This is a genomic window from Mesorhizobium sp. M0830 (assembly GCF_040319965.1).
GTDB lineage: Bacteria > Pseudomonadota > Alphaproteobacteria > Rhizobiales > Rhizobiaceae > Mesorhizobium.
This window is the reverse complement of sequence record NZ_JAMYOR010000014.1, coordinates 101,432-123,290: the sequence shown is the minus strand read 5'-3', so window position 1 is coordinate 123,290 and position 21,859 is coordinate 101,432. Positions and strand designations below refer to the sequence as shown.

General features: G+C 62.7%; 25 protein-coding genes. 13 read left to right on the top strand and 12 right to left on the bottom strand.

Annotated features, from left to right (window positions below):
- Positions 1–106 precede the first annotated feature (106 nt).
- The 4 genes from NKI20_RS11625 to NKI20_RS11610 all read left to right on the top strand — a co-directional run bounded on the left by NKI20_RS11625 (position 107) and on the right by NKI20_RS11610 (position 2,660).
- Complete coding sequence (locus tag NKI20_RS11625) at positions 107–826, top strand: phosphoadenylyl-sulfate reductase (protein ID WP_352830662.1); 720 nt, start codon at positions 107–109, stop codon at positions 824–826.
- Between the two features lie 169 nt (positions 827–995).
- Entirely contained in the window at positions 996–1,529 is a 534-nt protein-coding gene (locus NKI20_RS11620) for a DUF934 domain-containing protein (protein ID WP_023760763.1), read from the top strand.
- 107 nt (positions 1,530–1,636) lie between these two features.
- On the top strand, positions 1,637–1,846 hold the full coding sequence (locus tag NKI20_RS11615) for a hypothetical protein (RefSeq protein ID WP_352830660.1): 210 nt from the start codon (positions 1,637–1,639) through the stop codon (positions 1,844–1,846).
- Between the two features lie 193 nt (positions 1,847–2,039).
- Positions 2,040–2,660 carry a DJ-1/PfpI family protein gene (locus NKI20_RS11610; protein ID WP_352830658.1) on the top strand — a complete coding sequence of 207 codons (621 nt, stop codon included), beginning with the start codon at positions 2,040–2,042 and terminating at the stop codon, positions 2,658–2,660.
- Positions 2,661–2,790: 130 nt separating this feature from the next.
- Here the strand turns inward: NKI20_RS11610 and NKI20_RS11605 are convergent, their stop codons facing one another.
- Together NKI20_RS11605 and NKI20_RS11600 are read right to left on the bottom strand one after the other, a co-directional pair.
- Positions 2,791–3,813 carry a fatty acid desaturase gene (locus NKI20_RS11605; RefSeq protein ID WP_352830656.1) on the bottom strand — a complete coding sequence of 341 codons (1,023 nt, stop codon included), beginning with the start codon at positions 3,811–3,813 and terminating at the stop codon, positions 2,791–2,793.
- Positions 3,814–3,999: 186 nt separating this feature from the next.
- A complete protein-coding gene (locus tag NKI20_RS11600) occupies positions 4,000–4,200 on the bottom strand; it encodes a hypothetical protein (RefSeq protein WP_352599419.1) in 201 nt (66 codons plus the stop codon).
- Between the two features lie 237 nt (positions 4,201–4,437).
- Between NKI20_RS11600 and grpE the strand changes: the two genes are divergently transcribed.
- Both grpE and NKI20_RS11590 read left to right on the top strand, forming a co-directional pair.
- Entirely contained in the window at positions 4,438–5,073 is a 636-nt protein-coding gene (gene grpE, locus NKI20_RS11595; RefSeq protein ID WP_023760758.1) for a nucleotide exchange factor GrpE, read from the top strand.
- A 116-nt stretch (positions 5,074–5,189) separates the two neighbouring features.
- A complete protein-coding gene (locus NKI20_RS11590) occupies positions 5,190–5,822 on the top strand; it encodes a trimeric intracellular cation channel family protein (protein WP_023760757.1) in 633 nt (210 codons plus the stop codon).
- 78 nt (positions 5,823–5,900) lie between these two features.
- Here the strand turns inward: NKI20_RS11590 and olsB are convergent, their stop codons facing one another.
- The 6 genes from olsB to NKI20_RS11560 all read right to left on the bottom strand — a co-directional run bounded on the left by olsB (position 5,901) and on the right by NKI20_RS11560 (position 12,892).
- Positions 5,901–6,776 (bottom strand): l-ornithine N(alpha)-acyltransferase, encoded by an 876-nt coding sequence (gene olsB / locus NKI20_RS11585; RefSeq protein ID WP_023760756.1) that lies wholly within the window; start codon positions 6,774–6,776, stop codon positions 5,901–5,903.
- 181 nt (positions 6,777–6,957) lie between these two features.
- Entirely contained in the window at positions 6,958–9,243 is a 2,286-nt protein-coding gene (locus NKI20_RS11580; RefSeq protein WP_352830653.1) for an ATP-binding protein, read from the bottom strand.
- A 143-nt stretch (positions 9,244–9,386) separates the two neighbouring features.
- The gene (gene acuI, locus NKI20_RS11575; protein ID WP_352830651.1) at positions 9,387–10,376 is read right to left on the bottom strand and encodes an acrylyl-CoA reductase (NADPH); all 990 of its coding nucleotides are present in this window, start codon (positions 10,374–10,376) and stop codon (positions 9,387–9,389) included.
- 55 nt (positions 10,377–10,431) lie between these two features.
- Complete coding sequence (gene lspA, locus NKI20_RS11570; protein ID WP_352830649.1) at positions 10,432–10,929, bottom strand: signal peptidase II; 498 nt, start codon at positions 10,927–10,929, stop codon at positions 10,432–10,434.
- Between the two features lie 13 nt (positions 10,930–10,942).
- Positions 10,943–11,800 carry a TrmH family RNA methyltransferase gene (locus NKI20_RS11565; protein ID WP_352830647.1) on the bottom strand — a complete coding sequence of 286 codons (858 nt, stop codon included), beginning with the start codon at positions 11,798–11,800 and terminating at the stop codon, positions 10,943–10,945.
- Complete coding sequence (locus NKI20_RS11560) at positions 11,801–12,892, bottom strand: RsmD family RNA methyltransferase (protein WP_352830645.1); 1,092 nt, start codon at positions 12,890–12,892, stop codon at positions 11,801–11,803.
- Positions 12,893–13,028: 136 nt separating this feature from the next.
- On the opposite strand from NKI20_RS11560, the gene NKI20_RS11555 reads away from it, so the two are divergent.
- The 3 genes from NKI20_RS11555 to NKI20_RS11545 all read left to right on the top strand — a co-directional run bounded on the left by NKI20_RS11555 (position 13,029) and on the right by NKI20_RS11545 (position 14,619).
- On the top strand, positions 13,029–13,715 hold the full coding sequence (locus NKI20_RS11555) for a helix-turn-helix transcriptional regulator (protein ID WP_352830643.1): 687 nt from the start codon (positions 13,029–13,031) through the stop codon (positions 13,713–13,715).
- A 74-nt stretch (positions 13,716–13,789) separates the two neighbouring features.
- Positions 13,790–14,185: a VOC family protein gene (locus NKI20_RS11550; protein WP_352725100.1), complete on the top strand. Its 396-nt coding sequence runs from the start codon at positions 13,790–13,792 to the stop codon at positions 14,183–14,185.
- Positions 14,182–14,619 carry an EVE domain-containing protein gene (locus tag NKI20_RS11545; RefSeq protein ID WP_352599433.1) on the top strand — a complete coding sequence of 146 codons (438 nt, stop codon included), beginning with the start codon at positions 14,182–14,184 and terminating at the stop codon, positions 14,617–14,619. The genes NKI20_RS11550 and NKI20_RS11545 overlap by 4 nt, the downstream gene beginning before the upstream one ends.
- Here NKI20_RS11545 and lhpI read toward each other — a convergent pair.
- From lhpI to sppA, 4 genes are all read right to left on the bottom strand, one after another.
- Positions 14,616–15,581: a bifunctional Delta(1)-pyrroline-2-carboxylate/Delta(1)-piperideine-2-carboxylate reductase gene (lhpI, locus tag NKI20_RS11540; protein WP_023760748.1), complete on the bottom strand. Its 966-nt coding sequence runs from the start codon at positions 15,579–15,581 to the stop codon at positions 14,616–14,618. The two genes, NKI20_RS11545 and lhpI, sit on opposite strands and share 4 nt — an antisense overlap.
- A 37-nt stretch (positions 15,582–15,618) precedes the next feature.
- Positions 15,619–15,984, bottom strand: coding sequence for a DUF1049 domain-containing protein (locus tag NKI20_RS11535; protein ID WP_023760747.1), 366 nt, complete (start codon positions 15,982–15,984; stop codon positions 15,619–15,621).
- 56 nt (positions 15,985–16,040) lie between these two features.
- Positions 16,041–16,325, bottom strand: a complete 285-nt coding sequence (locus NKI20_RS11530) for an integration host factor subunit beta (protein ID WP_006200394.1) — start codon at positions 16,323–16,325, stop codon at positions 16,041–16,043.
- An 82-nt stretch (positions 16,326–16,407) separates the two neighbouring features.
- Positions 16,408–17,364, bottom strand: coding sequence for a signal peptide peptidase SppA (sppA, locus tag NKI20_RS11525; RefSeq protein ID WP_023760746.1), 957 nt, complete (start codon positions 17,362–17,364; stop codon positions 16,408–16,410).
- A 404-nt stretch (positions 17,365–17,768) separates the two neighbouring features.
- On the opposite strand from sppA, the gene lptC reads away from it, so the two are divergent.
- From lptC to rpoN, 4 genes are all read left to right on the top strand, one after another.
- Positions 17,769–18,482 (top strand): LPS export ABC transporter periplasmic protein LptC, encoded by a 714-nt coding sequence (lptC, locus tag NKI20_RS11520; protein WP_352599439.1) that lies wholly within the window; start codon positions 17,769–17,771, stop codon positions 18,480–18,482.
- Positions 18,469–19,053: an LptA/OstA family protein gene (locus tag NKI20_RS11515; protein WP_352599441.1), complete on the top strand. Its 585-nt coding sequence runs from the start codon at positions 18,469–18,471 to the stop codon at positions 19,051–19,053. Before lptC ends, NKI20_RS11515 begins: the two co-directional genes overlap by 14 nt.
- The gene (lptB, locus tag NKI20_RS11510; protein WP_023760743.1) at positions 19,053–19,871 is read left to right on the top strand and encodes an LPS export ABC transporter ATP-binding protein; all 819 of its coding nucleotides are present in this window, start codon (positions 19,053–19,055) and stop codon (positions 19,869–19,871) included. The genes NKI20_RS11515 and lptB overlap by 1 nt, the downstream gene beginning before the upstream one ends.
- A gap of 201 nt (positions 19,872–20,072) precedes the next feature.
- Positions 20,073–21,599 (top strand): RNA polymerase factor sigma-54, encoded by a 1,527-nt coding sequence (gene rpoN / locus NKI20_RS11505; protein ID WP_352830639.1) that lies wholly within the window; start codon positions 20,073–20,075, stop codon positions 21,597–21,599.
- The last annotated feature ends 260 nt before the right edge of the window (positions 21,600–21,859 follow it).

Genomic DNA, 21,859 nt, shown 5'->3' with positions numbered 1-21,859 from the left:
AAAAAAAAATCCCCCCCCCCCCCCCCCGGTGCCGCCCCGGCCCCGTCCCCGGCGGCGTTTTTTCCGGCCCCCCCCACGGCCCCTCCCCCCCTTCGCCCCCGGCCCCGTGGCCGCCCCCCCCACGCCGCCGGGACTCGACGCGCTTTACGGTCACCTGAACCCGCTCGAGATCATCGAACGCTCGGCCCGCGACCTGTTTCACGACGAGATCGCTGCGGTGTCGTCGTTCGGCGCGGATTCGGCTGTGCTGCTGCACATGATCGCCAAGATCGATCGGGCGTTGCCTGTCATCTTCCTCGACACCGGCAAGCATTTCGAGGAAACGCTCGGCTATCGCGATGCGCTTGCCGCCGATTTTGGACTGACCAATATACGGGTGATCAAGCCCGAAGAGGCGGCGCTCGAACGGATCGATCCGATGGGCAATCTGCACCAGAGCAACACCGACGCCTGCTGCGACGTGCGCAAGGTCGAGCCGCTGGCGCGTGGCGTTGCACCTTTCCGCGCCTGGTTCACCGGCCGCAAGCGCTTCCAGGCCGCGACACGCGCAGCGCTTCCGGTGTTCGAGGCCGTCGGTCCGCGCATCCGTATCAACCCGCTGGCGCACTGGACGACATCGGACCAGGCCGACTATATGCGCGCGCATGCGCTGCGCGAAAATCCGCTGGTTGCTTATGGCTATCTATCGATCGGCTGCTTTCCATGCACGCAGCCGGTGCAGCCGGGCGAGGACGCGCGCAGCGGCCGCTGGGCTGGCCATGCCAAGACCGAGTGCGGCATTCACCTGTCGGGGCTGGAAGTGTCGCTGACCGACGCATCGCTTTAGGGTATGTTGATATTCAGGTAAGACCGGCCTGCAAAAGGCGGTTTCCTGCGCTTCCGGTGCTCACGTACTTCAAGTACGCTCCGCTCCGGTTCTCGGAAGCCACCATTTTCGGCGCGGCCTGACTGAATCTCAACGCACCCCTAGCTTCTTTGAATTTTTAGGAATTTTGATGACTGAACCGACGACACCGGAGATCCGGCTCTGGACCCCTGAGGGTTTTCGCGAGGATGAGTGGGCTCATGCCGAAAACGCGGACGCGCTTTCCGGCAACGGCCGCTTCATCCTGCCGCTGCAGGCGTTTCTCGATCTCGAGCCGGAGGTGCGCCGCTCGGCCAAGGAACGGCTCGGCGTCGTGCTGCAGCCGGGCGATCAACTCGAGAAGATCGCCGACCTGCTCGACCAACTCTCTCTGGTGGCACTGGCCTTCCCGGCCTTCAGCGATGGCCGCTCCTTCTCCAAGGGCGAGTTGCTGCGCAGCCGTTATGGTTTCGAAGGCGCTGTGCGGGCCACCGGGCAGGTGCTGGTCGACCAGTTGCCGCATATGCTGCGGCTTGGCTTCGATGAGTTCGAAATTTCGAATCCGGTGCTGTTGAAGCGGCTGGAGGAGGGCCGCACCGGTGGGTTGGGGCTTTACTACCAGCCAGCCGCCGTGCCGGAGCCGAAGGGGTCGAAATATTCCTGGCGGCGCGCTCGCAACAGCTGACGCAACGGCAATTCCCGACGTCTTTACATCGGCTCCGATGGGGCTTCCCTGCGACTATCCGTACGGAAATATCCGCCGGTGCGAGGAGGAGAGCATGGTTTTCGACTATGTCATTGCCGGCGGCGGTTCCGCCTGATCCGTGCCCCGGCAGGCGTCATTGCGCTGTTGCCGGGCCGGCCAAAAATCAACAACTGGGCCTTCGAGACGGTGCCGCAGCAGGGCCTTGGCGGCCGCAAGGGCTGATCGGCGGCAACACCAATGCGCCGACCATCATGATCGCCGAAAAGGCGGCGGATATGATCAAGGCTGCCGCCTGATAGAAATTCTGGTCGAACCAACAATGCCGTTTTCGCTTTCTGCGAACGGTACTGCGGCGATGCTGATCACGATCGACATCAACTGGTCTTACCAATTGTGCGATTTACGCTTTCCCTTCCGCCGTCCTCACCTTAGGATAGGATCATTATTTCGCGATCCGAAATAAACATGGCCACAAGGGAGGAACCGGGAATGGCTGGCAAGAAGATACTGATGCTCGTCGGCGAGTTCAGCGAGGAATATGAGATTTTCGTGTTTGAACAGGCAATGCATGCGGTTGGCCATACGGTCCATGTCGTCTGTCCGGACAAGAAGGCGGGCGACATATTGAAAACGTCGCTGCACGACTTCGAAGGCCACCAGACCTACACCGAAAAGCCCGGCCACGATTACATTCTCAACAAGACGTTCTCCGAGGTGGACCCAGCCGGATACGATGCCATCTATGCGGCGGGTGGGCGTGGCCCGGAATACATCCGCATCGACAAGCGGGTGCAGGCGCTGGTGCGGCATTTCCACGAGGCCGGCAAGCCGATCTTCACCATCTGCCATGGCGTGCAGATACTGATCGCTGTCGACGGTGTGGTGCGGGGCCGGGAAGTCGCCGCGCTGCATTATTGCGAGCCGGAAGTGACGCTCGCTGGGGGTATCTATATCGATGTCGCGCCGACCGGCGCCCATGTCGACGGCAATCTCGTTTCGGCCAAGGGTTGGCCGGGCCTCTCCAACTTCATCCGCGAATGCCTGAAGGTGCTGGGCACGGAGATCCGCCATGGCGAGATCCTGATGCGCGACGAGCGCCAGGCGGCCTGATCCGGAATTTCTAAGGCTGCCGCGCGAACAGCGCGGCGGTCGTTCTATTTTTGTTTTGGCGCAATTCCCCGGGGAAAGTGGCAATGCGCTTTTCCCGGGAAAACCCGTTTCACACTTTTCCCGGAATTGCTTAGGCCGCCGCCCGTGCCTCGCGGAACGACACCAGTTTCCGGCGATTCTCGTCCCACAGCGCCAGTTTGACGCATTGCAGGCTTTCGAGCAGCGTGACGCGGCCGATGCCGCGCAGTTCCGGATAATCCCGCAGCACTTCCTGCAGCCGGTAGCACGGAACCTTGGCCGAGAGGTGGTGGACGTGATGGACGCCGATATTGCCGGTTAACCAGTTCAGCACCGGCGGCAGGTCGTAGTAGGATGAGCCATGCAGGGCGGCGTGCTGGAATTCCCAGTCGGCGTCCTTTGCCCATTCCGTTTCCTCGAATTGATGCTGGACGTAGAACAGCCAGATGCCCGCCGAACCGGCGAGGATGACGATCGGCAGATGGACCACCAGGAACGCCCCAGGGCCGACGAACCAGATGAGGAGGGCTGCAGCAATCGCAATGCCAAGATTGGTGGTCATCGACGACACCCAAGGCGTCAGGCCGCCTCGCATCATGCCGACAGGCAGCCTTTGCTCGAAGATGAACAGCCAGATCGGCCCGAGCCCGAACATCACCAGCGGGTGGCGATAGAGACGATAGGCAAGGCGGCCTCGCCACGACATCTGCCGGTATTCGGCAACGGTGAGCGTCCTGATGTCGCCCATGCCGCGTTCGTCAAGATTGCCGGCGCTGGCATGGTGCGTCGCGTGAGCGCGCCGCCAGCAGTCGTAGGGCGTCAGCGTCAGAATGCCGAGCGCGCGGCCGATCCAGTCGTCCGCATAGCGATTGGCAAAGAAGGAGCCGTGACCGCAATCGTGCTGGATCATGAAGATGCGCACCAGAAACCCGGCCGCGGGAAGGATCAGCATCAGACCCCACCAATGGCCATAGGCGTAGGACGCCGAGGACAGTCCCCAGAGAATGGCGAATGGAATGAGTGTGATGGCGAGTTCGACAGCGCTGCGCCGCCTGTCAGGCTTCTTGTAGCGAGCGAGAATTTTCAGCCAGGCGCGCTTGCTGTTAGCGACCGCCTCAGGGGAAATCATGTTCATCACGAAGCATAGGCGGGGTGCCTCCCCGCCGCAAGCAAAGATCACGCGAAATTACTGCGCGTAATTGTCGCGTGGCCTGTCGGTCGAGCAACCGCAGTTCACCCGCTTGATGGTTCTCCCTCCGAGTGGCGGGCTCTCAAGATCATTCGGGGACCCCGAGGTTTGCTGCTAAGATTGGCGGTCGAGTTACCGCCGGCGCCGGCCGACGTCACTTTTCTCCGCTCCATCTAGGCGGTCGAGCAGCTTTCTGAATCGGTCAGGGATATCGCCCTCGGTGCGGAAGGCGGGCAAGGTGCGCATAAAGCGGTTGACCGCCTCGGCGCCAAACTGGCGTCTGACCTCGGCGGCGAGCCGTTCCGTCTTTTCGGCCTTTTTGCGGGTCGTCATCTCAAAATCCTATGTCGGCTTCGAAACTCCTCCAGCAAGAGAATGGTTCCAGCATCACGCATTTGTGGCAAGCAATGCCAGCGCTTAGGGTAAAATTTGAATTAAGATCGAAATGTCATGGGTCATTGTGCGGGCTTGGCCGACGACGTCCACAATCGCTTACCCCTTGATTTTTGGCCGCCAAACCTCGATATCGGGCTCAAAATCCATATCATTCGAGATTGACGGGAAATGGCGATGAGCGACCAGGCAAAAGACGAACGCGCGCCCGATGAAGTCGAGGCGACCGAGGCCAATGCCGAGCGCACGGAAGGCAGCATCGACGGCGACTATGAAGCCCTTGTGCGGCTGCTGAAGGAAAATGAAGAACTGAAGGACCGCGCACTGCGCGTGGCGGCCGAAATGGAAAACCTGCGTCGACGCACGGCGCGCGACGTGCACGACGCGCGCACCTATGCGGTTGCGAATTTCGCCCGCGACATGCTGTCGGTCTCTGACAATCTGCGCCGTGCGCTGGACGCGATTCCGGCCGAGGCCAAGGCCTCGGGTGACGCCGGCTTCAAGGCGCTGATCGAAGGCGTCGACTTGACCGAGCGCGCCATGCTATCGGCGCTGGAACGGCACGGGGTCAAGAAGCTCGCACCTGAAGGCGAGAAGTTCGATCCCAATTTCCATCAGGCGATGTTTGAAGTGCCCAATCCGGATGTTCCGGCCAACACCGTCGTCCAGGTCGTGCAGCCGGGCTATTCGATCGGCGAGCGGGTTCTGCGCCCGGCCATGGTCGGCGTCGCCAAGGGCGGTCCGAAGTTTGCCGCCGCTGAAGCGCCGGTCGAGCCGGGGCCGGTGAACGAGCAGGCTGAGAAAGACGCCTGAACGGACAAGCGAATAGGGAGTAGCGAGGAGCGAATAGGAAATACGCAAGAGTTGCTGCGCGGCTTCGTGCTATTCCCTACTCGCTATTCGCTACTCACTCTTTCATTGTTCGCTTCATGAACCCCATCGCGCTTCTCGATTATGCCGGTGTCGCTGTCTTCGCCGCGACCGGGGCGCTTGCGGCTTCGCGCAAACAGCTCGACATCATCGGTTTCCTGTTCCTGGCCAGCGTCACCGGGATCGGCGGCGGCACGCTTCGCGACGTCATCCTCAACCTGCCGGTTTTCTGGGTCGCCAACTCCAGCTATGTGCTGATCTGCGCAGTGGTTGCGGCGCTCGTCTTCTTCGGCGCACATCGCGTCGAATCCCGCTGGAAATGGCTGCTCTGGCTCGACGCCATCGGGCTCGCCGCCTTTTCGGTGATGGGCGCCGCCAAGGGACTGGCGATTACCGGTTCGCCGGTCGTCTCCGTCATAACCGGCGTGCTCACAGCCACCTCCGGCGGCATTCTGCGCGATCTCCTGGCCGGCGAGCCATCGGTGCTGCTCAGGCCCGAAATCTACGTCACAGCAGCCCTTGCCGGTGCCGGCCTCTATACACTTGGCGACCTTGCCGGGCTGCCGCCGCTCACTTCGGACCTCGCCGGTTTTGCCGCGGCGTTCCTTGTGCGTGGCGGCGCGCTCAAATTCGGCTGGTCGTTTCCGTCCTACAAGAGCCGACCCGGCCGGCGCCCGGAAGATATTCCGTGAAGGAGCGAATAGCGAATAGGGAGTAGCGAATAGGGATAGCAGCCCGCAGGATTGCGGCGTAGTTCTCGCTATTCGCCATCAGGCTGCGAAGCGCTGGGCTTCCCCGCCATAATAGTTGACGTAGCGGGCGCCGATTTCCTTGACCGGCATCACGACGAAGACGTCGACCGTCGAGAATTCGCGGTCGATGACGCAGCCATCGCCGATGCGGGCGCCAACGCGCAGATAGCCCTTGACCAAGGGCGGCATTGCCGCGATTGCCGCCTTGGTGTTGACCGCCTCGATCGGCATCAGGTCCATCGAGCAGTAACGCCCGGACACCGCGCGCACATCCCAGGCCGAATTCGTCCGGCAGTGGTGGGCGAGGTAGGTGAGTGCCTCGGCATGCGCCGCCGGCACGGTGCCGTGGAACGAAGCACAACCAGTCATCACACCGATTTCGTAGTGGTTGATGTAAGCCCAGATGCCTTGCCACAATGCCTCGATAGTGCGCTTCGAGCGGTATTCCGGCAAAACGCAGGAGCGGCCGAGTTCGAGAAAACGCTGGCCGGGGTGACGGGCGATGAGCTTGGTCAGTTCGAATTCACCTTCCGAATAGAACCCTCCGGCGGTGGCCGCGATTTCTTGCCGCAGCAGCCGATAGGTGCCGACGATGCGGCGATGTTCGGGGCCGGAAAGCGTGGTGTCCAAAACCAGCAGGTGGTCGCAGAGCGGGTCGAACCGGTCGGCATCACGGCGGTCATGGGTCTGGAACAGGTCTTTTCTGGCGCCAAGTTCGTCGTAGAACACCCGGTAGCGCACTTCCTGCGCGGCCGCGATCTCGGCTTCGTTGCGAGCGAGTCGCACTTCAAGATTACCTATACGGCCCAGTGCTGCGCCCTTCATGACGCAATCGGCGTTACGTCCGGCAAGCAGCGCGCTGCTGGCGTTCGGCCGAGTGTCACATTCCGGCATAACTGTATGCACGAGTGATTCTCCTTCGAGCCATCCCTCTTGGCACGGGGATACGGTGTAGGTGCAACAGGATTGTGACAGTACCGTGATGCGGCCTTGCGGGCAATACTTCGTCGGCTGGCGAATGCGATCAACCGACTACGTTACGTGAGCGCGTGGCGCGGATTGGACGGTGAAAAACTCAGGCCGCGACGACCTGTCCCTCGACGGCATTGACCAGCGCCTCAGGGTCGAGCGGCTTGGCGACAAAGCCGCTGGCGCCATGAGCCAACACCGCATGGCGGGTCTTTTCCTGGCTGTCGGCCGACAGCACCATGATCGGCACCGGCGACATTGCGGTTTCTTCTTCATGGCGGCGGATGGCGGCAATCGCGTCCAATCCGTCCATGACCGGCATGTGCAGGTCCATCAGAACCACGTCGAAGCGGTGGTTGTGCCCGGCGCCCGTGACAGCCTCGACGGCGGCCTTGCCGTTGCCGACCACTTTGACGCGATGCCCGGCCTTCAACAGCGTGGCGCGGGCCAGCATGGCGTTGATGTCATTGTCCTCGGCGATCAGCACCGACAGGCCCCGCTGTCGGTTGCTGACGGTGCGAAGTGTCGGCCCGCCACGCTTTTCCAGCTGCGGCTGGGCGAGGCTTGGGGCATGGCTGCTCAACAGCACACGCAGAAGCGTTCCGCCACGCACCGGCCTGGCCAGGAAAGTTGCGTAGCCGCTGGCGCGGAACTCGCCGAGCATGCCGCGGTCGGTCGGCGCGATCAGCGTGATGGCCTCGCAGTGGGAAAAACCGCTCAGGCGCAGGCGCTTGAGCAGCCTTCCGTCGCTTTCTTCCATGGCCGCATCGACCAGAAGCGCATCGCAGCCGGCGGCGAAGGGTGCGGCTTGCGCGGCGGTGGTGGCGAGGTCGACCGCGCCGCCATTGGCGCGGATGGTGCGGGCGATGGCATCAGCCTCGACAGCGTTTTTCGAAAGGATCACCGCGCGCCTGCCCGAAAGCGCGTTTTGGCGGCCCTGCTGTGCCTCGGTGGCTGCTATCGCCGGGATCTCGAAGACGAACTCGGATCCCTGGCCGATCCGGCTGGACACCGAGATCGTGCCGCCCATGGCGGCCACCAGGCGTTTGGAGATGGCAAGGCCAAGACCGGCCCCGCCATGCGCACGCGTCGACGTGCCGTCGGCTTGCTCGAACTCCTCGAAAATGCGGTCCAGATCCTCATCGTGCAGGCCCGGACCGGTATCGGCGATGGTGAAGCAAATGCGGTCGGTGGTTTCGGCGCGCACACGCGCAACGCTCACCAACACGCCGCCGCTGTCGGTGAACTTGATGGCGTTGCCGATAAGGTTGAGCAGCACCTGCCTGACCCTGCCCGGATCGGCAGTGATCAACTGTGGCACGTCGGGTTCGACATAGCAGCCCAGCCCGATATCCTTGGCGAAGGCGCGCGCGGCCAGCAACTCGATGATGTTATCGGCGATCTCGCGCACCGACATCGGCTGCGGCTCCGGGTCGAAGCGCCCGGCTTCGATCTTGGAATAGTCGAGAAGATCCTCGATCAGGGCAAGCAATGCGCTGGCTGAGGTCGAGACGGCGCCGACATAGGTCTGCTGCTCCGGCGACAGGCTGGTGTCCGCCAGCAGCCTGGCCATGCCCATGATGCCGTTCATCGGCGTGCGAATTTCATGGCTGACGGTGGCGAGGAAGCGCGATTTGGCCTGGCTGGCGTATTCGGCCCGTTCGCGTGCGGTGATCAGCGAGGATTCGGCGCGTTTGCGGGCGGTGATGTCGCGGGCGATGGCGCGATGCGAAACGGCGCCGGTGTCCTTGTCGCGCACCGATAGTTCGATCCACGAAAACCAACGCGGGCCGCTGGGCGTATTGATGGCGACATCGGTGGAACTCAGGCATTCATGATCGGAAAAGGCGGCATCAGGGACGATGCCGACCTCGATGCCGAGTTCCGCCAGGGTCTTGCCTGCAAGGTCGCGCTGATCGGTTTCGACGAGATCGGCGAAGACCCTATTGGCATAGACGATGTAGCCGTCGCGGTTGCGATGAATGACGAGGTCGCCGAGCGCATCGATCAGGCCGCGAAAGCGCTCATCGCTCTCCTGCATTTCCCACATGCGATCGGCCAGCGTCTCGATCTCGGCGCGGCTGCGGGCGGTGGTTTCGTCAAGAAGGGCAGCGGTGCGGTGTTCGCTCCGCATCGAGTGCAGATGCAAGCCAATGCCGGCAAGGCCGGTTGCCAGCAATGCGACGCTGATGAAGATTGGTGCTCCGGTCAGATGCGCCAGGCCTGCCAGCACGATGATGGCGACGAAGGCCAGGAGCGGAAGCCCCTCGCGTCTGGCGGGCCCCGGCTCAGGCATCAGCGGTGGCGCGGCGACAACGCGCCGCGCCGACGTCTGCACTGCATCGGCGTCGTTGTCAGTGTCCGCCTCTTGGCTGCCGGATTCCGCGATCATGCGAAATCCTTGCCAGACAGAGATTATGGAAAATTGCGGCGGATCGTTCGAATTTTAGCGGATGGGCCCATTTTGCAGCGGCTGCGGCGGATTTGCCATCAGGCGCGGCAATTCCGTCCGCCTTTCTCCGGCATTCGTGCGGTTCACATGTCCACGACGACGCGGCCGCGGATCTTGCCGTCAACGATATCGCGCGCGGCATCGATGATGCCGTCGAACCCGATGGTCCTGGACAGGCTGGCGAGCTTCTGCAGATCGAGGTCGGTGCCGATGCGCCGCCATGCTTCGAGGCGGACGACCTTCGGCGCCATTACTGAATCGATGCCGAGCAGCGAGACGCCACGCAGGATGAAGGGGGCGACGCTGGTCGGCAGGTCCATGCCGCCGGCCAGGCCGCAGGCGGCGACCGCACCGCCATAGGATGTCATCGAAAGCACATTGGCCAGCGTGTGGCTGCCGACGGCGTCGACGCCACCAGCCCAGCGCTCCTTGGCCAGCGGCTTTGCCGGCTGGGCAAGCTCCTCGCGCGATATTACTTCGGCAGCGCCAAGGTTGATCAAATAGGGGCTTTCGGCATTGCGGCCGGTGGAAGCAATGACATGATAGCCGAGACTGGACAGGATCGAGACCGCGACCGAGCCGACGCCGCCGGCCGCGCCCGTCACCACCACCGGGCCGCGATCGGGCAGAATGCCGTGCCGCTCCAGCGCCATGACGCAGAGCATGGCGGTGTAGCCGGCAGTGCCGACGGCCATCGCGTCATGAGGGCTGATGCCTTGCGGCAGCGGCACCAGCCAGTCACCCTTTACACGGGCGCGGCCGGCATAGGCACCGAAATGGGTTTCACCGACGCCCCAGCCGTTCAGGATGGCTTTGTCTCCAGCCCGCCAGTCGGGATGAGAGGACGAGATGACAGTGCCGGCGAAATCGATGCCCGGCACCAGCGGCCAGCGGCGGATCACCGGCGCTTTGCCTGTGATCGCCAGGCCATCCTTGTAATTCACGGTCGTCGCCTCGACCGCGATGGTGACATCGCCTTCCATCAGGTCAGCTTCGGTGAGATCGGTCACGGTTACCGACTGCTTTTTCGCGGCGTCACGCGAAACGACGATGGCTTTGAAGGTCTCGGACATCTCTTTCTCCGCGTCTGCTTGGCGACATGAACTGTGCGGCGCCGGCCGCGTGAGGTCAATCTTTGGAAGACTTGGCGTTTGAAGGCTTTGGCTCGCGCCGCCAGCCGAACAGTTCGTCGAAGACGACCAGTGCCGCGCCGACCGAGATGAAGGCGTCGGCAAGATTGAAGACGGCGAAGGACCAGACCGGCGTGTGGAACAGGACGTAGTCGATGACGTGACCGTAGACGGCGCGGTCGATCAGATTGCCGAGGGCGCCGCCGACGATCAGCGCAAAGCCGGCACGGGCAAGGATCTGGGACGGCGCGATCCGCTTCGCCAGGAACAGCACGAATGCGACGACCGCAAGCGAAATGACGATCAACCCGGTGTCGCCGAAGGACGAGAACATCGAGAAGGCGATGCCGGTGTTGTAGGTGCGAAACAGCGCCAGGAAGGGCACCAGGTCGAGCTTTTCCTGAAAGGCGAGACCGGTCTCGACCAGGTGTTTTACCCATTGGTCGAGCGCTATGGCCGCGACGACGAGCAACGCGTAGGGAGACCATGATCTCACGGGTGGGCAACTTTCATTGCTGGTCCAAGATTGGTTCGAGCTTCAGCGCGCCGCGCCGGATCTCGAACAGCATGACGCCGGTGGCAACGGCCAGGTTGAGCGAATCGGCACGGCCCGCTTGCGGAATTCTGAGCAGCCTGTCGCAACTCGCAGCCAGGCTTTCGGGCAGCCCCTGCTGCTCGTTGCCCATCATCAGCAGCACGGGCCCGCGGGAAAAATCGACCGAGCGGTAGTCGACCGCGCCCTTCAGGTGGGTGCCGGCGACGAGGCCTGAAAAGCCGCCTCGCCAGGCAAGGAAAGCCTCGGTTGTCGCCTTGGCCACCGGCACGGCAAAGATCGAACCCATGGTGGCTCGAACCGTCTCCACGGAAAAAGGATCGGTGGTGTCGCCGACCAGGATGACGCCCTTGGCACCAACGGCATCGACGGTACGGATGACGGTACCGAGATTGCCTGGGTCGCGCACCCGGTCGAGCGCAACCCAGACATCGCCATTATCGGCGCGGACATCCTTCAGGGCCAGGAATCTTTGCGAAAAGACGCCGACCACCATTTGCGGATTGTCGCGACGGGTAATGGCGACCAGCACCTTTTCCGATACTTCGAGCACCATGCCGCCGGCGGCAACCGTGCGTGCGGCGACCTTCTCTACCGCCGCGTTGCCGCGCCCGGCCTTGGCGAAAACCAATGTCCTGATCTGCCAGCCGAGATCCAGCGCATCGATGACCAGCTTCAGTCCCTCGGCCATGAAAGCATTCTGCTGGTCGCGGAATTTCTTCAGGGCGAGCGCCTTGATATCCTTGACCAGCGGATTGGCGAGGCTGGTGACTTCCTTCACCTGCCCGGGTGCGCCTGCGTGCCGTTCGTTCATTCAGGCCACCCAACGCGAAAACAATGAGGTCGAAAGCGCCCGGCCGGCGGACTTTTCGCGGATGATCAGCTCGCCTGATTCGACTTTGCCGCCCATGCCGGCAAAGGTGTCGCGCATCAGGGCATGGATGGCGAAGAAGGAGGCGCGGATCGAATAGGCGGTCAGCACAACGGCAAGCGGCTTCGGGGTCAAGATCGCGCGGCATAGGTCGGTCAAATCAGGCAAATCCTCGAACAATTGCCAGACCTCGCCCTTGGGACCGCGGCCATAGGCCGGTGGATCGAACAGGATGATGTCGTAGCGGCTGCCGCGACGCTCCTCGCGCTCGGCGAATTTCACCGCGTCGTCGACGATCCAGCGTATCGGCTTGCTGCCGAGGCCCGCCATCTCCTGGTTTTCGCGAGCCCAGCCGATCGCCTTCTTCGAGGCATCGACATGGGTGACCTCGGCGCCGGCACGAGCCGCAACCAGCGAGGCAAGACCCGTATAGCCGAATAGGTTCAGCACCTTGACCGGCCGCTTCGCAGCCGCGATCAGCCCGGCCATGTGGTCCCAGTGAGAAGCCTGCTCGGGAAAGACGCCGACATGGCGAAATGAGGTGAAACGGCCGAGGTAGTCGATGCCGTCATGCTTCATCGGCCAGGTCTCGCCGAGCGGCATCTTAGGGAAACGCCAGCGGCCGATGCCTTCCTCGTCGATGTCACCGGTGAAGACGGCGTCGGCGCGTTCCCAGTCTTTTGCCGGCATGGCCTTTTGCCAGATTGCCTGGCCTTCGGGCCGCACGATCCGGTAGGGGCCGTATTGTTCGAGCTTCTGGCCGGCGCCGCTGTCGAGCAGCGCATAATCGGCATTAGGCGCCACTTCGAGGATCACCGGAAGATGCTCAGCGGGCAAGGCGCCGTCGCGGCGGGCAAGGACGCGCGGCGCCGATTTCGGCTCGGAACGGTTGTCCGCTTTTGCCTCATGCCGTTGGCGCGGTTGTGCGTCCGGTCCGGCAGGAACCTGGCCGGTACGCGGACGTGACACCTCCGCCGCACCCTTCGCGGATGGATGCGGACGGTTGTCGCGGCGTTTGTCGCGAAAAGACTTCAAGCAGGAGCAACTCCGAGCGGCGTGGCCGCTTTTGACATAGGGCAACCCGCTTCGCAACCAAGTCCGACGCGCCAGCCTCTTCAGTTTATGTCGGCCGGCGATGGACCAAAGTCAAAGAAACAGGCAAATCTGCCGGATGTCCCGCTCCGAACGCCTGCTCGACCTGATCCAGACGCTGCGCCGGCACCGCCGGCCGGTGAGCGGGCAGGCTCTGGCCGATGAGCTCGGGATTTCGATCCGCACGCTCTACCGCGACATCGCGACGCTGCAGGGCCAGGGTGCGCCGATCGAGGGTGAGGCGGGGCTGGGCTATGTGCTCAAGCCAGGCTTGCTGCCGCCGCTGATGTTCAGCGACGAGGAGATCGAAGCCATCGTGCTTGGCTCGCGCTGGGTCGCCAAGCAGCCGGACCAGCGTCTCTCGGCTGCTGCCGCCAACGCGCTGGCCAAGATCGCCGCCGTGCTGCCGGACGATCTGCGCGAGGATCTCGACGCGAGCACGTTGTTGGTCGGGCCTCCGGCCGCGGCCGTCGAGGGCATCGATCTCGGTATCGTGCGGCAGGCCATCCGCAACGAGCGCAAGCTCGGCTTCCTCTACCGCGACGCGGCCGGCGCCGCGTCCGAGCGCGTGGTCTGGCCGTTTGCCGTTGGCTTCTTCGACAAGGTGCGGGTGGTGGTGGCCTGGTGTGAGATGCGCCAGGATTTCCGGCATTTTCGCGCCGATCGCATCGAAGCACTTCAGGCAACAGACTTGCGCTATCCGCGCCGCCGCCAAGTGCTGCTCAAGGAATGGCGGGCGACGCTCGACAAATCGCGCTGTCCATGACGGCTACTGCCAGAAACTGACAGTATGGCATCCTATGTTCGGCAGATCGAAACCCTGAACCTTGGAGAACGGACATGACCACCCCGAATTTCGTCATCCTCTATGTCGACCAGCCGCAGCAGAGCGGCGCCTTCTACAGTGCGCTGCTCGGCCGCGAGCCGGTCGAAAGTTCGCCCACTTTCGTGCTGTTCGTGCTCGATGCGGGTTTTAAGCTCGGCCTCTGGTCGCGCCACACAGTCGAACCGGCAGCGGCCGCGGCAGGTGGCGGCGCCGAGCTCGTCTTTGCGCTGGATACATCCGACGCGGTCGATGCCGCCCATGCCGACTGGTCCGGTCGCGGGCTGAAGATCCTGCAGACGCCGACCGACATGGATTTCGGCCGCACCTTCGTTGCGCTCGATCCCGATAATCATCGGCTGCGCGTCTGCTGGCTGTCCGACGGGGAACAGGCCAATGGAGGACAGAAATGAGAGCATACTGGATCGCCGTAGCCTCGGCTGAACATGTCAGGCGCGGCCGCCAGGTCGGCTTCATGCAGGTCAACCACGGCAAGGCGTCACCGCTGCGCCGGGTCCGGCCCGGTGATGGCATCGTCTATTATTCGCCGACCACCATTTTCGGCGAAAAGGACGGTTTGCAAGCTTTCACCGCGATCGGCACGGTGCGGGAAGGCGAACCCTATCAGGGCGACATGGGCGGCGGCTTCACGCCGTTCCGTCGCGATGTCGAGTGGGCAAAGGCCGAGGAGACGCCGATCAAGCCGCTGCTCGACAGGCTGGACTTCAGCGCGGGGAAGTCGAATTGGGGCTATCAGCTTCGGTTTGGCCTCTTCCCGATCAGCGCGCATGATTTTTCGCTGATCGCCGAAGCGATGGGCGCCAAAATGGCTGTATCGGCGAACTAGGGCTTGAGCACGTCATAGACCGCTATGCCGGCGGCAAGGTCTTCGAGCGCTGCGCCGACCGATTTGAACAGCGTGATCTCACCAGCGCTCTCGCGGCCTTTCTTCTGGCCGCGTGCGAGTTCATGCAGATCGGCGACAATGGCTTCCGGCTTCAATACGCCGGAGGCGAGCGGCTGGACGATGTCGCCAGCCTCCTTGGTGGCGCCGGCGCGGGTGTCGACAAAGACGCGGGCAAGCGCGATCGCGTCATCATCGCTTTCGCGCATCGTCGGCGTAAAGCCGCCGACTAGGTCGACATGTGTTCCCGGCCGCAACAGTGTGCCCTTGATCAGCGGCGTCGTCGTGATCGTCGCCGACGAGACGATGTCGGCCTGCTGAAGCTCGGCATCGAGATCGGTGGCGGCGCTGGCGGCGAAGCCTTCGGCCCGCAAATCGGCTGCGACCTTCTCGGCATTGGCCGGGGTGCGGTTCCAGATGCGGATGGATTTGATCGGCCGCACGGCGCTATGCGCCTTGGCGAGGAAAGGCGACAGCGCGCCGGCTCCGACCACAAGCAGCCGCGAGGCATCGCCGCGGGCCAGATAGGAGGCCGCGAGCGCCGAAGCGCAGGCGGTGCGCCACTGAGTCAGCCGCTGGCCGTCGATCAACGCCTCGGGCTCGCCGGTGGCGCCATTGAGCAGCAGGTAGAGTCCCATCACCGCAGGCTTGCCGACGGTGTTGTTGTCGGGCGAGACGGTGACGATCTTGACGCCGATGTGACCACCAGCCGACGTTCCGGCCGCGTTGAAATCGGTCCAGGCCGGCATCAAAAGCAAGGTGGAGGCCGCACCATCGGGCCGCTCGATCGTATGATGATGCCTGACCGGCTGCACCGCACCCTCGCGAAACGCCGTGCGCAGCGTCTCGACCAGTCCGGGAAAGTTCAGCGCGTGGTCAACCTCTGCGGCCGAAATGGTCAGCATGAAAAACTCCGTGGGGACAAAACCGCCGACGGGCGGTTCAAGTGGTCGGCTTCGGCAATGCCGCCCCTTGGGTCGATCCCTGGGCCGATCCTTGGTCCGGGCCTTTCGCCGCCGGCACGCGGCTGACCGCCTGGCGCAGGTTCTCGGCCTCGATGCCGCGCTGGCGCGCCAGCTTGCGATAGCGGCCCTGCTTGACCCAGGTTGCCAGGCTGCCAACGATCATGCCGATGGCGAGGGCCAGGAACAGAAAGATGAACAGCGGCAGCGTCAGCGTCAGCTTCGGATTGCCGGGATTGAACGGATCCAGCGTGAAGGCAACCAGTTCGCGATTGGCAACGGCGAGTGCGATCAGGATGATCGCAAGGGGCACGAAGATCACGATGAGGACGAAGCGATTGAACATGATGTTTTCCGTCGGAAGCTGGCCTCTCCGAGAGGCCGTCTGGCGCAGACGCCCGCCTACTTGCCGCCGTTCAGCCTTTCACGCAGTTCCTTGCCGGTCTTGAAGAACGGCACCCATTTCTCCTCAACCTCGACGGATTCGCCGGTGCGCGGGTTGCGGCCGGTGCGGGCGGGACGGTTTTTCACCGAAAAAGCACCGAAGCCGCGCAGCTCGACCCGGTTGCCTTCGGCAAGGGCGTCGGTGATTTCATCGAAGATCGCGCCGACGATGTTTTCGACGTCGCGTAGGAAAAGATGCGGATTGCGCGTGGCAATAATCTGCACAAGTTCGGACTTGATCATGAGACGGATCCCCGTGAAAGCAGTGCGGTCAAAATTATGAGGATGATTTTATTTGCTTTTTTCACTTGCCCCAAGCGGCATCTCAAGGGTGCCAGACGGAAACGAGACCGTCAAGAAACAAGCGGTCGGCGCCGAGTTCATGGATGATGTCGCCGCTGGAGGCCGGCAGGCCGAGCGCGCTGCCGATCGTCTGCGCCATCGCCTTGGAGAATAGGAAGCCGCCCCGCCGTCCGGTGTCTTTCCATTCGACGACCTCGAGTTTGGCATCGACGCCCTTGGTCGCCAGCCAGTTGACGGCTTCGGTCTCGCCGCCGACGGCGTCGATCAGTCCGTTGGCGACACCCTGGCGACCGGTGAAGATCGAGCCGTCGGCAAGTGCCAGCGCTTGTTCGCGGGTCATCTTGCGGCGCTCGGCAACAATGCCGACAAACCAGTCGTAGCTGTCGAGGATGAGCTTGCGGACCATGGCGCGCTCGTCGTCATTGGTCGCCTTGAACGGAGAGGGCGCAGCTTTCAGCGGCGAGGATTTCACTTCCTCCAGCTTGACGCCGAGCTTGTCCATCAGGCCGCTGACGTCGGGATACTGGATCAGGACGCCGATCGAGCCAACGATCGAGGTCTTGCGGGCAACGATATGATCGGCGGCACTGGCGATCATATAGCCCGCCGATGCGGCGAGCGTGCCGACCTCGGCCACGACAGGTTTGTCGGCGGCCAGCTTGCGCACCTCGTCATAGATCGATTCACCGCCGACCGTGGTGCCGCCAGGCGAATCGATCGACAGGATCACGCCTTTCACCTTCGATGACAGGCGAATGGTTTCCAGCCGCTTGATCAGTTCCTCGTCCTCGGTAATCGTGCCTTCGATCTTGACCTTGGCGATATGGTCGACCACCGAGCCGCCGAAATCGTCGCCATAGAACCAGGCTGAAAGCGCGATCACCCCGAGGGCTACGATGCCGATCGCGGCAACGCGCCAGAATGTCAGCTTGCGCCGTAAGCGGCGGCGGTCGATCAGGTCGTCGGCTCTCGGTGCCATGGTCAGCCTTTCAGTCGGCGGGAGGAGACGCTTTTAGACCATGATCCTCCCATCGGGAAGCAATTCTCTTTTGTGCATGGCGAGACAATTCATTCAGCAGGGGGCGAGATGGCCACCCGCGTCGGCAATCGAGTAGGACGGCTAGACGGGCTCCCACCCCTTTCTGCTCACGTATTTGTGCAGTCGCCCCGAGGCGCGCAGCGCGACCGATGGCGGATATAATTTTACGCCGCGTGTCTGTTTCTGCTATGGAGAACGTGCGGTTGTGCGGATCTCGTTTTCATCTGTACAAGAGCGGCTGTCACATTTTTGCAGTTTTCGTGGGCTTGTGCTTGCTTGAAGGCGCCGGCGTCCCACCTATAGGCGGTGCTCGGGGCGGGCAGGGGTTTAGAAGAAAGCAGTGAATGTTAGCGCGACCGATTGAACCGACCAACGCCGAGATGGAGTTGGCTCCCCCGGCGGACGGCCGGACGCGCGGCGACGCTTTCGACCGCGCGCGGCGTCATTCGCGCCGCGTGCGCGTTCTCAAATTCGCCGTGCCGCTGGCTGCTGCACTGATCGCCATTGCTTTCCCGGTCTATTCCTATCTCGCCGCACCCGTCTCCGTCACGGTCCAGGCGGAAGGCACGGCCTTTTCCAACGGCAAGCTGGTGATGGCCAATCCCAAGCTAAACGGTTTCACCAAGCAGAAGCAGCCCTATTCGATGACCGCGCTGCGGGCCATTCAGGATGTCGGCACGCAAGGCATCATCGAACTGGAAGGCATCGATGCCAAGGTGCCGATCGCGCCTGACAATGTCGCTGCGATCAAGGCTTCGCATGGCACTTACGATCGTGACGGCAACACGATGAACCTGACCAGCGACGTGACGATCACCACAAGCGACGGCATGCAGGCCAATTTCAAATCTGTCTTCCTCGACATGGGCAAAGGCACTATGAAGACGGGAGATCCCGTCGATGTCAGCCGAGGCGGTTCGCGGATAACAGCAGATTCGATGTCGGTCCGGGACAATGGCAAGGTTCTGGTTTTCGAAAGCAAAGTGCGCGTCAATATCGCTTCCGCCGCCTTGAAGACGGCAGAGGGAAACAGCGGAGAAACCAATGCGGCTCAGTAGTTCGACGCGGCTCGCGGCTGCGACTTCAGCGTTGCTGCTGCTCGGACTGGCGCCGTCATTGGCGCAGACCACCAGCCAATCAGGTCTCAAGCTGTCCGGCGACAAACCGATCCAGATCGAAAGCGACAAGCTGGAAGTCCGTCAGGCCGACAGTGTCGCCATCTTCACGGGCAATGTCAGCGTCGTCCAGGGCCCGACATTGATGAAGGCCGGCAAGATGATGGTCTATTACGTCAAGGATTCCAACGCCGGCGGCAAAGGCACGGAAGCGGCCGGCGCGGCGGCGATGACCGGTTCGGCCAACATCGATCACATGGAGATATCCGACAAGGTCTACATCAAGTCGGATGCGCAGGTCGCGACCGGCGATCAAGGCAGCTTCGATATGAAGAGCCAGGTTCTGGTGCTTTCGGGCAAAAAGGTCGTTCTGTCGCAAAACGACAACGTCCTGGTCGGCTGCAAGCTCACTGTGCAGATGAAAAGCGGGCTGGCTCAGGTCGATCCATGCGCTGGTCAACGCGTCCAGATGTCGATCACCCCGCCGCCGAAATCGGGAGCGACGAACCCCTGATGGCCAGCCTGTCGTCGCTGACGGCGCGTCTTCCGGGACGGGCCGCCGGCAAGCTTTCGGCGCCGACCACGGTGACCGTCGATACGGGAAAGTTCAAGGGAACCCTGATCGCCAAGGGTCTGACCAAGAGCTACAAGGGCCGCAAGGTCGTCAGCGGCGTCACCATCGGCGTGCGCGCCGGCGAGGCCGTCGGACTGCTCGGGCCCAACGGCGCCGGCAAGACGACCTGTTTCTACATGGTCACGGGCCTGGTGCCTGTGGATGAAGGCACGATCGAGATCGATGGCTTCGACGTGACCTCGATGCCGATGTACCGTCGCGCCCGCCTCGGCATCGGCTATCTGCCGCAAGAGGCCTCGATCTTCCGCGGCCTCAATGTCGAGCAGAACATCCGCGCCGTGCTGGAAGTGGTCGAAAAAGACCGCAAGGTGCGCGAACGCAATCTCGACGAGTTGCTTGAGGAATTCCACATCAGCCATCTGCGCAAGTCGCCGTCCATGTCGCTCTCCGGCGGCGAGCGGCGGCGCCTGGAAATCGCGCGTGCGCTGGCGACCCGTCCGGCCTACATGCTGCTCGACGAGCCTTTTGCCGGTATCGATCCGATCGCCGTCGCCGATATCCAGCAATTGGTGCGCCACCTGACAGCGCGCGGCATCGGCGTCCTCATCACCGACCACAATGTGCGCGAAACGCTAGGCCTGATCGACCGCGCCTATATCATCCATGCCGGCCAGGTGCTGACCCACGGTCGGGCCGACGAAGTGGTTGCGAACGCCGATGTGCGGCGGCTTTACCTCGGCGAGGGTTTTACGCTCTGAGCGTGAAATTTGTTTCCTGACACGATTTTTTCGCACTCGCGGGGCTTTTTTCCTCGATTTTGAGCCGCGATAACGCTCCGGTAAGTGGGTTTTGCTAGCAATTGCCTTGACAAGCAAAAGCCGGGCCAGTTTCTAATGGCCGGCTGCAAAAATTGTTCTCCGGAAGTCCGGATGCGTAGACGAGGCGTTTGAAACCGAACCATGGCATTGGCGGCCAAACTACAGCTACGACAATCACAGTCGCTGGTGATGACGCCGCAGCTGATGCAGTCGATTCGGCTGCTGCAGTTCACCCATGTCGAACTCGAGCATTTCATCGACGAGGAAATCGAGCGCAACCCGCTGCTTGAGCGCGCCGAGCCGCAGGACGATGCCGCCGGCGAACAGGCGCAGAAGGTCGAGGCGGAGCCGCAGGCCACCACCGAAGGCGACTGGTTCGAAAAGGAAATGCAGTGGAGCGCCGAAGCGATTTCGGACAAGCTCGACACATCCCTGGAAAACCTGTTTCCCGACGACCCGGGAACCAGCGAGCGGCTCGGTCCCGACCTGACGGCGCAATGGAAATCGGCTTCCGGCAATGGCGCGAGTTCCTCATCCGAAGGTTTAGACGCCGGCGACATGGCGGCCGCGGCGATCACGCTGCGTGACCATGTCGGCGAACAGGTCGCGCTTGCCTTTGCCGATACGACGGCACGGTCGATCGCCGCCGACCTGGCCGATGGCCTCGACGAGGCCGGTTATCTGCGCGCCGACCTGGCCGAGATCGCCGCCCGTATCGGTACAGACGCCGCCGCAGTGGGGAAGGTACTGGCGGTGTGCCAGACCTTCGAGCCGGCCGGCCTGTTTGCCCGCGACCTTGCCGAATGCCTGTCGCTGCAGCTTGCCGTGCGGGACCGGCTCGATCCGGCGATGACGGCGCTGATCGCCAATCTCGAACTCCTGGCGCGGCGTGATTTCCACGCGCTGAAACGGATCTGCGGCGTCGACGAGGAGGATCTGCTCGACATGCTGGCCGAGATCCGGGCGCTCGATCCCCGGCCCGGTATGGCATTTTCGGGTGGCGCCAGCGATGCGATCGTCGCCGATGTCGAGGTGCGTGCCGCCAATGACGGCAGCTGGACGGTAGAACTCAATGCCGAAACGCTGCCGCGCGTGCTGGTCGATCATATCTATTTCGCCCAGGTCTCGCCGCAGGCGAAGAATCAGGCCGAAAAGGATTTTCTGGCCGAATGCCTGCAAAACGCCAACTGGCTGACACGCAGTCTCGACCAACGGGCGAAGACGATCCTTAAGGTGGCCTCGGAAATCGTGCGTCAGCAGGATGCCTTCCTCGTCCATGGCGTGCGCCAGTTGAAGCCGCTCAACCTACGCACGGTGGCCGATGCCATCGGTATGCACGAATCGACGGTCAGCCGGGTCACCGCCAACAAATACATGCTGACACCGCGCGGCGTGTTCGAACTGCGCTACTTCTTCACCGCCTCGATCGCGGCGTCGGGCGGTGGTGACGCGCATTCCTCGGAAGCTGTGCGTGACCGCATCAAGCAATTGATCGATGAGGAAAAACCCGTCGACGTGCTGTCGGACGATGCGATCGTCGACATGTTGCGGGAGAGTGGCGTCGATATTGCCAGACGGACGGTCGCCAAGTACCGGGAAGGAATGAATATTCCCTCCTCGGTGCAGCGCCGGCGCGAGAAACGGGCAATGGCCAGCGCCGGGCGCTGACGCGGTTCGACTTTCCTCAGGCCAGCACTTCATTGACAAGCCGCGGTGAAGTGGCTAGAAGCCCGCCCGCATGAGACGGGCTAGATGCCTGCATGCGGATGGTCCGTCACGACGTTGGCCTCGGGACGGTCAAAAGGCGGCTTGTGATCAACCGGAAAGTTCGGATTTAAAATCGGCGCGAGTGACGCCGCAAAGCTTGTGCGCACGGATCACGAGTATAAACTCGGGCCAGTTTGAAGCCTGAGCAAGGAAGGTCAGTT

Bases quoted from the DNA above. Each gene is read 5' to 3' on its own strand.
- olsB (WP_023760756.1), bottom strand. From the start codon at position 6,776: ATGCCGGAATGTGACACTCGGCCGAACGCCAGCAGCGCGCTGCTTGCC.
- acuI (WP_352830651.1), bottom strand. From the start codon at position 10,376: ATGTCCGAGACCTTCAAAGCCATCGTCGTTTCGCGTGACGCCGCGAAA.
- NKI20_RS11515 (WP_352599441.1), top strand. From the start codon at position 18,469: ATGCGGCTCAGTAGTTCGACGCGGCTCGCGGCTGCGACTTCAGCGTTG.
- NKI20_RS11535 (WP_023760747.1), bottom strand. From the start codon at position 15,984: ATGTTCAATCGCTTCGTCCTCATCGTGATCTTCGTGCCCCTTGCGATC.
- NKI20_RS11530 (WP_006200394.1), bottom strand. From the start codon at position 16,325: ATGATCAAGTCCGAACTTGTGCAGATTATTGCCACGCGCAATCCGCAT.
- grpE (WP_023760758.1), top strand. From the start codon at position 4,438: ATGAGCGACCAGGCAAAAGACGAACGCGCGCCCGATGAAGTCGAGGCG.
- sppA (WP_023760746.1), bottom strand. From the start codon at position 17,364: ATGGCACCGAGAGCCGACGACCTGATCGACCGCCGCCGCTTACGGCGC.
- NKI20_RS11580 (WP_352830653.1), bottom strand. From the start codon at position 9,243: ATGATCGCGGAATCCGGCAGCCAAGAGGCGGACACTGACAACGACGCC.
- NKI20_RS11620 (WP_023760763.1), top strand. From the start codon at position 996: ATGACTGAACCGACGACACCGGAGATCCGGCTCTGGACCCCTGAGGGT.
- NKI20_RS11615 (WP_352830660.1), top strand. From the start codon at position 1,637: ATGTCATTGCCGGCGGCGGTTCCGCCTGATCCGTGCCCCGGCAGGCGT.
- lptC (WP_352599439.1), top strand. From the start codon at position 17,769: ATGTTAGCGCGACCGATTGAACCGACCAACGCCGAGATGGAGTTGGCT.
- NKI20_RS11550 (WP_352725100.1), top strand. From the start codon at position 13,790: ATGACCACCCCGAATTTCGTCATCCTCTATGTCGACCAGCCGCAGCAG.
- lptB (WP_023760743.1), top strand. From the start codon at position 19,053: ATGGCCAGCCTGTCGTCGCTGACGGCGCGTCTTCCGGGACGGGCCGCC.
- NKI20_RS11600 (WP_352599419.1), bottom strand. From the start codon at position 4,200: ATGACGACCCGCAAAAAGGCCGAAAAGACGGAACGGCTCGCCGCCGAG.
- rpoN (WP_352830639.1), top strand. From the start codon at position 20,073: ATGGCATTGGCGGCCAAACTACAGCTACGACAATCACAGTCGCTGGTG.
- NKI20_RS11545 (WP_352599433.1), top strand. From the start codon at position 14,182: ATGAGAGCATACTGGATCGCCGTAGCCTCGGCTGAACATGTCAGGCGC.
- NKI20_RS11605 (WP_352830656.1), bottom strand. From the start codon at position 3,813: ATGAACATGATTTCCCCTGAGGCGGTCGCTAACAGCAAGCGCGCCTGG.
- lhpI (WP_023760748.1), bottom strand. From the start codon at position 15,581: ATGCTGACCATTTCGGCCGCAGAGGTTGACCACGCGCTGAACTTTCCC.
- NKI20_RS11555 (WP_352830643.1), top strand. From the start codon at position 13,029: ATGTCCCGCTCCGAACGCCTGCTCGACCTGATCCAGACGCTGCGCCGG.
- NKI20_RS11590 (WP_023760757.1), top strand. From the start codon at position 5,190: ATGAACCCCATCGCGCTTCTCGATTATGCCGGTGTCGCTGTCTTCGCC.
- NKI20_RS11565 (WP_352830647.1), bottom strand. From the start codon at position 11,800: ATGAACGAACGGCACGCAGGCGCACCCGGGCAGGTGAAGGAAGTCACC.
- NKI20_RS11610 (WP_352830658.1), top strand. From the start codon at position 2,040: ATGGCTGGCAAGAAGATACTGATGCTCGTCGGCGAGTTCAGCGAGGAA.